Source organism: Luteimonas terrae, assembly GCF_004358165.1.
In the GTDB taxonomy this organism is placed as follows: Bacteria; Pseudomonadota; Gammaproteobacteria; order Xanthomonadales; family Xanthomonadaceae; genus Luteimonas; species Luteimonas terrae.
Map to the genome: position 1 here is coordinate 433,227 of NZ_SMTG01000004.1, position 12,005 is coordinate 445,231.

Consider the following 12,005-nt stretch of genomic DNA (forward strand, 5'->3'; position numbering starts at 1 on the left):
CCCGTGTTTAATTTTAAGCGAATTAATATTGAAGAGATGCGTGGCACAGGACTTTTCTACGCCGCGCGCCTTGTTCCAGGCCTCCTCAACCTAGCGCTGGTCGTCTTTCTCATAGATGCGCTGCCTGCCGCGGATTATGGAAAGTTCTCAACTTGGTTTGCGCTTTGCTTGGGAAGCGCCTTCTTCTTCTTCGGCTGGATAACACAGTCTGTCGCACGCCACGCCAACGCAAAAGACGACTTGATTGGTAAAGCTCCGGAGGTTTTTGCGGTTTCAGCGGCAATTTCTTTCTGCTGCATGATTATTTTCTACGGAGCGGCAACGACTCTATTCTTGCCGCCTGCCGTTAGCACAAGTTTCGTCGTTCTGTCGTTTTCGATTGCGTTGCACGGAGTGCACTCGATTGTATCTGCCACTCAGCAAGCTAGATTTAATTACTCGCGATATATTCTTGCAGAGATTTCAAGGCCTCTATTTGCGCTTCTAATGTGCATGCTGTCGGTCTTTCTCTTTGAGGCTGACTCTGAGTTCGCAAAGTCAGGCTATCTTTCGGGACAAGTCATTGGTGTTGTCGCACTGTTAGTACTTTTTCGCCGCGAGGCCGCTTGGCTCACAAGTCGCATACGTCAAGTCCCACATCTTCTACCTGAAGTGAAAGAGAAGGCTCTTCGCATATTTAGCTACGGAGCCCCAGTTTCTATATGGCTAGCGATTAACTCGGCTTGGCCTGCATTTGAGCGGTATCTAATAGAGTTACATTCAGATTCAAATGAAGTGGGCATCTACGCAGCTGAGTACGACATTGTATTTCGGGCATTCGTGTTTGCTCTCCTTCCAATAACACTTTATTCTCAGCCCCATATATTTCGCGCCTACGCTAACGCGGACTTTGACCTTGTGAGCAGGCTGATCCGCCGAGCCATCACCGTGCAATTTGTAGTTGGGATCGTGTTCTCCACGGTTTACCTAGTTACTATCTTTGCAGTTTTTCGGGATTACGAAGTCTTTTCCAGCATGCGTTTTGAGAATGTTCTATTGCTCTGTGCTGCGGCCATGTCCTGGCAAATAGCTTTGTCTTCTCATAAGTGGCTAGAGTGCAAGAAAAGAGTAAGCGCCATGCTTGTCATTCAGATTGCCTCGTTAGTTTTCGGCGCCCTCATCGCAACTACTCTCTTCAACAGGTTCGGCACAGCTGCTTTTGCTGTCGGGCTCACCATCGCCGGGACTATTTACTCTTTTACTTGTAGCTCCGTTGGTCGAAGAATGCGAGAGACGCAGTGATGAAGAAGAATTTTAGATGGGGGATCTTTGGTACTGGCGCTGTGTCGGCGAAATTTGTTGCCGGACTTTCAGCAGCCCAAGGGATGAGTGCTGTATTCGTTGCATCTCGATCCCAAGACAGGGCGGACGATTTTGCAAGTAGCATGGGGATACCCTATGCAATTGAAGGTTACGCAAAGGCGGCCAAGTTCGGCAATGTGGATGCAATCTATATTGCCACTCCACCATCGGAGCACTGCGAACACGCTCTTCTTTGCATCGAATCAGGCATCCCTGTCCTCATCGAGAAACCTCTTGCAACGTCTCGCGAGGATGTAATTCGGATTATTGAAGCCGCTGCGCGATTCTCTACATTTGCGATGGAGGCGATGTGGACTCGATTTATTCCCGCTGCTCAACTACTAAAGGCGGAGATCGCAGGAGGCACAGTTGGTGAGGTGAGGATGATTTCTGGAAGTTTCGGGACTTCTAAAACGCCTGACTTAGGAAGTGGTAGTTTTGACCCAAAGCGCGGCGGAGGATCGCTATCCCACCTTGGCGTTTACCCACTGTCACTAGCTCAATGGATGTTCGGTGCACCTTCTCAGCTTCACGCTTTAGGAAGAATTGGAGATACAGGCGTAGATGAGGACGTGGCATTCCAGTTGCAGTATCAAGATAGAATTACGGCATCTTTCTACTGCAGCATTAGGAGTTGGTCTTCAAATGACTTTCAAGTCATGGGTACGGAGGGACTAGCTTCTTTTCATGGATCTATAGTTCGGCCACATGGACTGAGAATTTCAAGACAGAAGCCGCTGCTCAATGTTTCGACCAGCGCTAGTTGGCGCACGCGCCTGCGAGAACATTCATTGACACATAAATTGGCTCAGCTGACAGGCCTTTCCAGCAGGAAGGGCAGAAGGACCGTAAATTGCAGCTATAGCGGTAATGGGTACCACTACCAAGCTGAGGAGGTGCGCGCGTGCGTCTATCGAGGCGACCTAGAAAGTAAGACAATGCCCCTCTCTGATAGCCTAAGCGTCATTTCTACTGTTGACACAATTAGAAGAAAAATATCTGAGAAAGAACGGGGGGTAAGTCAATGAGAGTTGCAATTGTAGGCTGTGGGTTTGTATTTGATATCTACATGCGCACTCTTCACGCGCATCCAGAGATTTTCGTTACGGGGGTTTTCGATTTGATTCCAAGTCGATCAACCGCTGTTTCGATCCACTACGGATTTCATGTCTATAACTCTTATGCTGAACTTTTATCAGATGATAATGTAGAGACAGTTATCAACCTTACTACAATTAGCTCGCACTTTGAGGTAACAAAGCGCGCCTTGCTCGCTGGAAAGCACGTTTACTCCGAAAAGCCACTTACTAAGAGCCTTGAGGAAACGAAGTATCTATTTGCCCTTGCCTCATCAATGGGCGTTGTGTTTCAAGGTGCACCTTGTAATGTTTACAGCGACACAGTTCGAACGATCTTTAAGGCAGTTGAAGAAGGATCTATCGGGAAGCCTCTCCTCATCCATGCAGAGCTTGACGACAACCCTATTCATCTTATGGGTTTTGAGAAAGTGCTCAGTCCGACTGGAGCTCCATGGCCACTTGAAGAGGAGATTCTTGAAGGCTGCACCTACGAACATGTCGGCTATCACTTGGTTTGGATATGCGCTTTACTCGGCCCTGCGGTTTCTGTTACCGCGTTTTCCAGTGAGCTCATAGATAACAAAATGAATGGGTTGCCGGTGAAAGTGGGCACCCCTGATTACTCAGTTGCTTGCTTGAGTTTTGCTTGTGGCGCGGCCGCAAGGATTACATGCAGTGTCGTCGCCCCCCGCGACCATCGAATGCGAGTCATAGGGGATTCGGGCGAGATATCAACGGATGGCTATCGCCATTATCAATCGCCCGTGTATCTTGAACGATTCAGCAGTAGAAGTCTTAATGCTAGAAAGTTTTCTACTCTGCGCTCCTGGCCTGGCTTGGCACGACTTTTCGGCGTCGGCGGCAGACGGCTGCCGTTAGTACGGCACTGGAAGTCAAAGGCAGTAGAAAGTAGCCGGCCAGCTGGGATGCCGCTAAAATCCAAGATGATTGAGTGGTTACGTCGGCGTGAAGTTTATGCTCAAGATAAATTTCTTGGTGTTGCGGAGATGTCTAGATCCGTAAATGGCGATGGAAGTAGTTTTCTTACAGAAGATTTTCTCATTCATATCAATGAACTCACACTGATGATTCAGGGTGCTGGAAAGCAGGGTTTAGCGTCGAAGCCGACCACTACTTTCTCGCCCCTAGGATCAATTTCAAGATTTTCATGAATCCGGCAGCTGCGTTATTTCGTTCTTAGCCTTCCGTTCTTTATTTAGTGCGCTCTGGGTCTGCAAGGATTGGGTATGCGGATTTTAGTTTGTGGCGGCGGGGGTTATATCGGCAGCCATATGGCAAAGTGGCTTGATCGCCACGATGCCGATGTCGTTGTGTTGGACAACCTGTCGACGGGGCATCGCGAGGCGGTGCAGTTCGGGCAGTTGATCGAGGCGGATCTGCTGGATCCGGCGTCGCTGGATTCGGCGTTCGCACTGGGACCGTTCGATGCGGTGATGCACTTCTGCGCACGTTCGCTGGTGGGCGAGTCGGTACAGCAGGCCTACGACTACTACGACAACAATGTGGTCGGCACGCTCAACCTGCTGCGCGCGATGCAGCGACATGGCGTGGGGAAGATCGTGTTCTCGTCGACGGCGGCTGTATTCGGTGAGCCTGTGTCAGAACGCATCGACGAAACGCACCCCAAGGCGCCGATCAATCCGTATGGCGCCAGCAAGCTGATGGTGGAACGCGTGCTGGCTGACGCTGGGGCTGCCTATGGTCTGCGCTCGGTGTGCCTGCGGTACTTCAATGCGGCGGGCGCCAGCCCGGATGGCGATATCGGCGAAGCGCACACGCCGGAAACGCATCTGATTCCGAATGTCCTGCGTGCAGCGCTGGGCAGTGGCGACCGGTTGAAGGTGTTCGGCAACGACTGGCCGACACCGGACGGCACCTGCGTGCGCGACTACATCCACGTCGATGACCTGGCACAGGCGCATTGGCAGGCGCTGGCCTACATGGATGCCCATGCAGGCGCGCATGTGTTCAACCTCGGCAACGGACAGGGCTTCTCGGTACGCGAGGTGATCGCGGCGGCCGAAGCCGTGAGTGGCCGCGAGGTGCCTTGGGACATGGCGCCGCGGCGTGCTGGCGACCCGGCGGTGCTGGTGGCATCGAGTGAGCTCGCTCGCCGGGAGCTGGGTTGGACGCCGCGGTATACATCGTTGCCGGAGATCATCGAGACCGCGTGGAGGTGGCATTGCGATCCGAAGTTCTGAGGGATTGCTGCTTCGGCGACTTGGCGGGTGATCGGTTTCGCTGCGCTCTACCCATCTTGCTTGGGCGTGGCGGTTCGGCCTGAGCTCGCGTCTACTCTGCACGCCATCTGGCGCGGTCATGCGGACTCTGCGCGCCTGACAGCGTGGTGGCGATGGCCTGGAACCAGCGTTCGGTATGGGGCCGATCAAGGCCCGCCTGCGACACGATTGCGAGCGTGAGCATTACCGCGCCGATCAGTGCACGCGCACGCATGTCGAGCGCTTGCTTCCACAGCACACGGATACAGAGACCTGCCGCACACGCGCCGAGCAGGGCGCCGGCTATCACTTCGCTCAACGGATGCGCGCCGAGCGGTACGCGTGACCAGCCAACCAGCAGCGCAATGACGATGCCTGCGACGAATAGCGCAATGCGCAGCGATCGCATACGCGCGGGCGCCACCAGCATCGGCAGCACCGGCCACGTGAGCCACGCGGAGACGGTGTGGCCGCTGAGACAGGTCAGGTTCCAGTGACGGATGCCGGTGCCCCAGCCGTAGAAGGCGATCTTGCTGGCGGCGACGAGTACCAGGCTGGTCGCGACGATCGCCGCCCATCGCAGCGCTGCGCGGCGTTGCGGCTTGCCCTGCAGGGCGAGACCGGTCATCGCGGTGACAAGCAGCGGGAGCACCAGGGCGGCATCGCCGAGGTGGGTGATGAGGGACCAGTTCACGGGCGTGGGGTTTGTTCCGGGGGAGGCGCGATGGGTTTCGCTTCGCTCTACCCATCCTACAAGGGCAATGCCTGGGTGGCTGGAGATGCGGAGCGGCGTATCGAACGTCCAGCTGGCTGGGGTGTCGGTGGCGCGGGGTTCCGATACAATGCGCGACCGCCCTGCCCGTTGTCCGGCATGGTGTGGACGACGCGCCTGTAGCTCAGCCGGATAGAGTAGTGGCTTCCGAAGCCATTGGTCGGGGGTTCGAATCCCTCCAGGCGCGCCAATTCTGCGATGTTCCTGAGCGGCCTTCGATGCCGCCTGCGAGGACCGATGCCGCGGGCCTTCTCTCCTATCGTCTTTCCGGTCTTCGCTGATCGGGCGACGCGCCGTGCCTGCTCGTTTGCTGCGGAGGCGCGGCCTTGAACCGCCTGCTGTTGATCGCGCTGGGCGGCGCGTTCGGTTCGGTGTGCCGCTATCAGCTGTCGGTGTGGATGCTGGCGTTTGCCGGCGCGAGTGCGGAGGCGCCGCCGCGGTTTCCGGTGGGGACATTCGCGGTGAATCTGCTGGGGTGCCTGGTGGCCGGATTGCTGGCCGGCGGCATCGCGCGGCATGGGTGGTTCACGCCGGACGTGCGGGCGATGCTGATCGTCGGGGTGATGGGCGGGTTCACCACGTTTTCGGCGTTCGGGCTGGAGACGCTGGCGTTGCTGCGGCGTGGGGATGTGGAGATGGCCGCGGTGTATGTGATCGCGAGTGTGGTGGTGGGCGTCGCGCTGGCGGGGTTGGGGTGGTGGGTGGTGGCGCGGGGGTGAAGGTCTGGCCGTTGCGTTCGGATCGGACCGTCGGAGAGCGCGTCGGTACTTTTGAGTGGTTCAGCGAAGCATTGACACGCGCTCACGCGCGTCAAGCTCCGCAGCGCTTCAAGCGCATTCGAGCAGATCAAAATGGGCCCCAGCGTGCGCTGGGGCGACGGGTTCTCGTTTGCTGAAAGTTCGCGCGCGGTACGAGACTGCGCGGAAGTCGCTGGATCCCGGCCTGACCAGGCAAGCGTCGGTTGAAGGCCGCGGGATGACCGATCCGTAGATCAGCTGCCGGGCGTCGGTGTCGGCGTTGCCGGTGCGGCTGGCGTGTCGTTCGACTCCGGGACATCGGTGGCATCCGGCTCGGCGGGCGCTTCGGCCGGTGCTGTTTCCGATGCGGGCGCGTCTGCGGGCACGGATTCCGGAGTCGCCGCCGCAGGTGCTTGTGCGGGTGCGGTGGCGGGCTTCGTGCGCTCAGCCGGGACCTGCGCGGTGGGGACCCACGGCTTCTTCAGTTCGGCGAGCGCGGCGGCGATCGGTGCCTCGCCCGGCAGGGCTTCGCCGCCGGTGGAGCCGTCTTCCTCGTCGCCCTGCAGGTGGCCCGGCAGGTTGGCTTCCGTATAGGCGCTGGCGGCGCGCGGGGCGTCGGCGGCGGGGGAATTCTCGGGGCGCAGCACGGTGTCGGGGTCGATGCCGCGGGCCTGGATGGAGCGGCCGCTGGGGGTGTAATAGCGGGCGGTGGTGAGCTTCACCGAGTCGCCGTTGTCGAGCGGCAGGACGGTCTGCACCGAGCCCTTGCCGAAGGTGCGGCTGCCGATGACGCGCGCGCGGTTGTTGTCGCGCAACGCGCCGGCCAGCACTTCGGAGGCACTGGCCGAGCCGACGTCGACGAGGACGATCACCGGTGCGCCATCGAGCAGGTCGCCCGGCGTGGCGCTGAACTCGGCATCGCTGATCGGAATGCGGCCGCGGGTGCTGACGATCTTGCCGCTGTCGAGGAGGTCGTCGGCGATCTGCACCGCGGACGTCAGCAGGCCGCCGGGATTGCTGCGCAGGTCGATGACCAGGCCTCGCAGCTTGCCGCCGGCCTGCTGCTTCAGCGCGTCGACGTTGCGCGAGAAGTCGGCCGCGGTTTCGACCTGGAACTGGCTCACGCGCACATAGCCGTAGCCCGGTTCGAGCATGCGGCTGCGCACGCTGACCACGCGGATGGTCTCGCGGTCGACGCGGATTTCCAGCGGCGCGGTCTCGCCGTCGCGCAACACGCCCAGAGTCAGCGACGTGCCCGGTGCACCACGCAGCGGGCCGGGGCCGTCGTTGTCGGCCGGCGTGAGCGTGCGGCCGTCGACGCTGACGATGACGTCGCCCGCGCGGATACCGGCCTTCGCCGCCGGCGTGCCGTCGATCGGTGCGATGACGCGCAGGCTGCCGTCGCCCAGATACATCACTTCCACGCCGATGCCGTCGTAGGCGCCTTCGGTGCCTTCGTCGAACGCGGCGGCGTCTTCTTTCTGCATGTAGACGCTATGCGGGTCGAGATCGAGCAGCAGGCCGCGGATCGCCGAGGACATCAGCTTGCGGTCTTCGACGGGCTCGACGTAGGCCTCGCGCACCGCGTTGAACACGCCGACGTAGCGGCGGATCTCCTGCAGTGGCACGCGGTTGGAGGCGTGTTCGATCGCGGCCGGGTCGTCGCTGGCCAAGACCTCCTGCGTCTCGTCCGCAGCGGGTTCGGACGGGTTCGCGGCATCCGGCGCGGGTGCATCGGCCGGTGGCGGCGTCGCCTCGGGCGCGGTGTCCGGCGGGGTCTGCGCGAACGCGGCTGGCGACAACAGCAGGGACAGGGCCAGCGTCAGGGAACTCACGCGCATGCACAGACTCCGGAGAAGCGATCGATCCGCGCGGGCGCGCGTCGATCGATTATGCGGTCAGCCTGCGTGAATGCGTTAAGGACGGCCGGGGATGTTCAGTTCCATCGATGCACGCGCGCCGCGGGCCTCAGCGCCGCTGCAGCCACGTCGTCGGATTCACCGGCGTGCCGTTCTGGCGCAGCTCGAAGTACAGGCCGCTGCGGCCCTGGCCGCCGGAGCTGCCGACGCTGGCCACCGTGTCGCCGCGCCGCACGGCGTCGCCCACGTTCTTCTGCAGACCGTCGTTGTGGGCGTAGAGGCTCATGTAGCCATTGCCGTGATCGACGATCAGCAGCATGCCGTAGCCGGTCATCCATTCGGCGAAGACCACGGTGCCGTCGGCCACCGCCTTGACCGAGGTGCCGGCCGGCGCGCCGATCAGGATGCCCGTGCTGCTGCGGCCGTCGGGCAGCTTGCCGCCGTAGGGCGTGAGCAGGCTGCCGCTGATCGGCCAGCCGAGGCCACCGACCTGCGGGGCCGCGTTGCGCGCGACCTGGGTGGGCGGACGCGGCGTCGGACGCGGGCGGCCTGAGGCCTGCGCTTCGCGGGCCTCGCGTGCTTCGCGTTCGCGCGCGGCCGCCGCGGCAGCGCGGCGTTCGGCTTCGGCGCGGCGTGCGGCTTCGCGCAACTGCGCGAGCACGCGTTCGAGCGAGCGTGCGTCGCGGCCCAATGCCTTCTCGCGTTCGCTGCGATCGTTGAAGCGCGACTCGATGCCCTTCACCGCTTCGGCGCGCTGGCCCCGGTCGGCCTCGACCTTCGCCAGCTGCGTGCGCTGTTCGACCTGGGTCGCTTCGAGCGCGGCGCGCCGGTCCTGGATGGCGGCTTCCAGTCCGTCGAGTTCTGCCATCTCCGCGCGCAGCTCGGCGATGCGCGTGCTGCGCTGCTGCTGCAGGTAACGGTGATAGGTCAGCAGGCGGCCGGCGTCGGCGACGCGGTCCTGGGCCAGCATCAGCTTCAACGCCGCTTCGTCGCCGATGGTGTAGGCCGAGCGCAGCAATGCGGCGAGTTCTGTGCGGCGCGTCTCGACGGTCGACTCGAGTTCGACCCGGCGCGCCTGCAGCTTCTCCAGCGCGATCTGTTCTTCGGCGAGCTTGACGCGCGTGTTGCGCAGCGCGCGCGTCGAGGCGGCGACCTGTTCGTCTGCGGCGCGCAGCTCGCGGGCGGCGGTGCCACGCTCGCCCTCGAGACGACGGCGCTCGCTGGCGACGTCGCGCAGTTCCTTGCGCACGCGTTCGAGCCGGCGCTCGGTCTCGCGGCTGTTCTGCGCCGATGCCTCGAGCACCGGCAGCGCCGCGACGAGCAGCGCGGCCAGCAGGAGGATGCGGCTGCGGATCATGCCCGGCCGGCGGCCTGCAGCAGGCTGCGGCCGGTCATCTCGGCCGGGGGCGCGATGCCGACGAGGTCGAGAATAGTCGGGGCGAGATCGCGCAGCGCGCCACCGCCGCGCAGCGGCACGTCGCGGCTGCCGACGTAGACCAGATCGACGGGGCCGACGGTGTGCGAGGTGTGCGGCTCGCCGGTTTCCGGGTCGCGCATCATCTCGACGTTGCCATGGTCGGCGGTGACCAGCAGTTCGCCGCCCTTTTCGCGCACGACCTCGACGATCTCGCCCACCGCGCGGTCGACGGTTTCGACCGCCTTGATCGCCGCCTCCAGCACGCCGGTGTGGCCGACCATGTCGGGATTGGCGAAGTTGCAGATCACCACGTCGAAGCGCTCGTCGCGCACCGCCTGCATCAGCTGCGCGCAGACTTCCGGCGCGCTCATCTCGGGCTGCAGATCGTAGGTAGCGACCTTGGGGCTGGGCACCAGGATGCGGTCCTCGCCCGGATACGGGTCTTCGCGACCGCCGCTGAGGAAAAACGTCACGTGCGCGTACTTCTCGGTCTCGGCGATGCGCAGCTGACTCAGGCCATGCGCGCCCAGCACCTCGCCCAGCGTGTTGGGCAGATTGTCGGGCGCGAACGCGAGCGGCGCCGGCAGGCGCGCGTCGTACTCGGTGAGGCAGACGAAGCGCGCGAGCTGCGGGCGCCGTGCGTCGAAGCCGTCGAACGCCGGATCGACGAACGCGGCCGTGAGCTGGCGGGCGCGGTCGGCGCGGAAATTCATGAAGACGACGGCATCGCCATCGGCCATCGGCGCGGCGCCCTCGATGACGGTGGGCAGCACGAACTCGTCGTTCTCGTCGCGCGCGTAGGCCGCCTGCAATGCGCTCACCGCGTCCGGCGCGTGGTACGGGGACTTGGCCTCGACGATCGCATCCCACGCGGCGCGCACGCGCTCCCAGCGCTTGTCGCGGTCCATCGCGTAGTAACGGCCGGACACACTGGCGACGTGGGCATTGCCGAGAGCGGCGCAGTGGTCCTGCAGCGCACGCAGGCTGGGCTCGGCCGAACGCGGCGGCATGTCGCGGCCGTCGGTGAAGGCATGCACGGCGACGCGGGCGACGCCGCGTTTCGCGGCCAGGTCGAGCATCGCGGCCAGGTGCGCCTCGTGGCTGTGCACGCCGCCGGGCGACAGCAGCCCCATGACGTGCAGCGTGCCGCCGTTGCCGCGCACCGCGTCACAGGCGGCCAGCAGTTCGGCGTTGTCGAAGAAGCTGCCGTCCTCGATCGCCGCGTCGATGCGGGTCAGGTCCTGGTAGACGATGCGGCCGGCACCGATGTTCATGTGCCCGACTTCGGAATTGCCCATCTGCCCGTCCGGCAGGCCGACGTGACGGCCCTCGGTGTGGATCAGTGTGGTCGGATGTTCGGCCAGCAGACGGCGCCAGTTGGGCAGGTCGGCGAGCGCCAGGGCATTGTCGCGCGGGTCGTCGCGATGACCCCAGCCGTCGAGGATCAGCAGGACGACGGGGCGCGGACGGGGAGAGCTGGCAGCGTGCGGCACGACGATCGACCCAGTGACCAAAGACAGATGCGATTGTAGCGAAGCGGGGGCAACCTACCGTCGACGGGCCCCGCGCCCGGTCCGCCACAACTCCAGAGGTCACGGCCATGTCCACCGCCCGCTTCCGCCCCGCCCCCCTGCTGCTCGCTGCCGCACTCGCCCTGGCCACCGGCGCCGCATTCGCGCAGGAGGACATCTCCAAGGTCAACGGCAGCGTCGACGCCGAGTCGGGCCAGACCTACCGTGACCTCAGCACGGTCAACGGCAGCGTGCGCATCGGCGACAACGTCAAGGCGCGCGACGTGGAAACCGTCAACGGCGCGATCCGTGGCGGCGATGGCATCCAGGTCGACGACGTGGAGACGGTCAACGGCGGCATCACGCTCGGCGCGCGCGCGCAGGTCAAGTCGTTGAGCACGGTCAACGGCGGCATCCGCACCGGCACCGGCGCGGTGATCGGCGGCAATGTCGAAAGCGTCAGCGGCGGCATCTTCGTCGACCGCGACGGCCGCATCGACGGTACCGTGTCGACCGTCAACGGCGCGATCGGTGTCGTCGGCACACAGATCAGCGGCGACGTCAAAACCGTCAATGGCGACATCACCATCGGCAGCGGCTCGCAGGTGCGCGGCAAGATCGTCGTCGACAAGCCGTCGTCGGGCTGGTTCCCGGTGTCGATCAACCGCCGCAATCCGCGCGTGATCATCGGACCCGATGCGGTCGTCGACGGCCCGCTGGAGTTCAAGCGCGAGGTCACGCTGTACGTGCATGCCAGCGCGAGAACCGGCGCGATCAGCGGCGCGACCGCGATCCCCTACGACAGCGCGCGCGCGCCGCAGGAGTAAGGGGACCCTCACCCCGACGCGCTAGACGGTCGACACCTCTCCCTGCGGGACCTGATTGATGTGGTGTCTCAGCTGGGCTGCGAGGTGTCGCAATCTGCGCCTTCCCCCGCGCGCGCGGCGTTGGGCCCTTTATGGGTCGAAGGCTGGGATGGGGGCAAGTCGGACGGACGGATGCAATGGCACCGGGCGCGATCGCTTTACCGCATTCGCACGCGGCGGGCA

At 62.8% G+C, this 12,005-nt stretch carries 10 protein-coding genes and 1 tRNA gene; 7 read left to right on the forward strand and 4 right to left on the reverse strand.

Annotated features, from left to right (window positions below):
• Positions 1-3: 3 nt before the first annotated feature.
• The 4 genes from E2F49_RS11170 to galE all read left to right on the forward strand — a co-directional run bounded on the left by E2F49_RS11170 (position 4) and on the right by galE (position 4,642).
• The gene (locus tag E2F49_RS11170) at positions 4-1,281 is read left to right on the forward strand and encodes a lipopolysaccharide biosynthesis protein (RefSeq protein ID WP_133393948.1); all 1,278 of its coding nucleotides are present in this window, start codon (positions 4-6) and stop codon (positions 1,279-1,281) included.
• The gene (locus E2F49_RS11175) at positions 1,281-2,369 is read left to right on the forward strand and encodes a Gfo/Idh/MocA family protein (protein WP_133393949.1); all 1,089 of its coding nucleotides are present in this window, start codon (positions 1,281-1,283) and stop codon (positions 2,367-2,369) included. Before E2F49_RS11170 ends, E2F49_RS11175 begins: the two co-directional genes overlap by 1 nt.
• A 41-nt stretch (positions 2,370-2,410) precedes the next feature.
• Positions 2,411-3,592: a Gfo/Idh/MocA family protein gene (locus E2F49_RS11180; RefSeq protein WP_243713574.1), complete on the forward strand. Its 1,182-nt coding sequence runs from the start codon at positions 2,411-2,413 to the stop codon at positions 3,590-3,592.
• A gap of 75 nt (positions 3,593-3,667) precedes the next feature.
• Positions 3,668-4,642, forward strand: a complete 975-nt coding sequence (gene galE, locus E2F49_RS11185; protein ID WP_133393951.1) for a UDP-glucose 4-epimerase GalE — start codon at positions 3,668-3,670, stop codon at positions 4,640-4,642.
• Positions 4,643-4,733: 91 nt separating this feature from the next.
• On the opposite strand, the gene E2F49_RS11190 is transcribed toward galE, so the two are convergent.
• Complete coding sequence (locus tag E2F49_RS11190; protein ID WP_133393952.1) at positions 4,734-5,354, reverse strand: phosphatase PAP2 family protein; 621 nt, start codon at positions 5,352-5,354, stop codon at positions 4,734-4,736.
• Between the two features lie 191 nt (positions 5,355-5,545).
• Here E2F49_RS11190 and E2F49_RS11195 point away from each other — a divergent pair.
• Both E2F49_RS11195 and crcB read left to right on the forward strand, forming a co-directional pair.
• A tRNA-Arg gene (locus E2F49_RS11195) sits at positions 5,546-5,622 on the forward strand.
• Between the two features lie 136 nt (positions 5,623-5,758).
• Positions 5,759-6,151, forward strand: coding sequence for a fluoride efflux transporter CrcB (gene crcB, locus E2F49_RS11200; protein WP_133393953.1), 393 nt, complete (start codon positions 5,759-5,761; stop codon positions 6,149-6,151).
• A gap of 272 nt (positions 6,152-6,423) precedes the next feature.
• Here the strand turns inward: crcB and E2F49_RS11205 are convergent, their stop codons facing one another.
• The 3 genes from E2F49_RS11205 to gpmI form a co-directional block, all read right to left on the reverse strand.
• Positions 6,424-8,010 carry a S41 family peptidase gene (locus E2F49_RS11205; RefSeq protein ID WP_133393954.1) on the reverse strand — a complete coding sequence of 529 codons (1,587 nt, stop codon included), beginning with the start codon at positions 8,008-8,010 and terminating at the stop codon, positions 6,424-6,426.
• 127 nt (positions 8,011-8,137) lie between these two features.
• Positions 8,138-9,385: a murein hydrolase activator EnvC family protein gene (locus tag E2F49_RS11210; protein WP_133393955.1), complete on the reverse strand. Its 1,248-nt coding sequence runs from the start codon at positions 9,383-9,385 to the stop codon at positions 8,138-8,140.
• On the reverse strand, positions 9,382-10,938 hold the full coding sequence (gpmI, locus tag E2F49_RS11215; RefSeq protein WP_133393956.1) for a 2,3-bisphosphoglycerate-independent phosphoglycerate mutase: 1,557 nt from the start codon (positions 10,936-10,938) through the stop codon (positions 9,382-9,384). The genes E2F49_RS11210 and gpmI overlap by 4 nt, the downstream gene beginning before the upstream one ends.
• A gap of 107 nt (positions 10,939-11,045) precedes the next feature.
• Here gpmI and E2F49_RS11220 point away from each other — a divergent pair, with 107 nt between their 5' ends.
• The gene (locus E2F49_RS11220; protein ID WP_133393957.1) at positions 11,046-11,783 is read left to right on the forward strand and encodes a DUF4097 family beta strand repeat-containing protein; all 738 of its coding nucleotides are present in this window, start codon (positions 11,046-11,048) and stop codon (positions 11,781-11,783) included.
• Positions 11,784-12,005 lie beyond the last annotated feature (222 nt).

Excerpts from the sequence above, each read along its gene's own strand:
- E2F49_RS11175 (WP_133393949.1), top strand. The coding sequence starts at position 1,281 with ATGAAGAAGAATTTTAGATGGGGGATCTTTGGTACTGGCGCTGTGTCG.
- E2F49_RS11210 (WP_133393955.1), bottom strand. The coding sequence starts at position 9,385 with ATGATCCGCAGCCGCATCCTCCTGCTGGCCGCGCTGCTCGTCGCGGCG.
- E2F49_RS11205 (WP_133393954.1), bottom strand. The coding sequence starts at position 8,010 with ATGCGCGTGAGTTCCCTGACGCTGGCCCTGTCCCTGCTGTTGTCGCCA.
- E2F49_RS11180 (WP_243713574.1), top strand. The coding sequence starts at position 2,411 with ATGCGCACTCTTCACGCGCATCCAGAGATTTTCGTTACGGGGGTTTTC.
- galE (WP_133393951.1), top strand. The coding sequence starts at position 3,668 with ATGCGGATTTTAGTTTGTGGCGGCGGGGGTTATATCGGCAGCCATATG.
- E2F49_RS11220 (WP_133393957.1), top strand. The coding sequence starts at position 11,046 with ATGTCCACCGCCCGCTTCCGCCCCGCCCCCCTGCTGCTCGCTGCCGCA.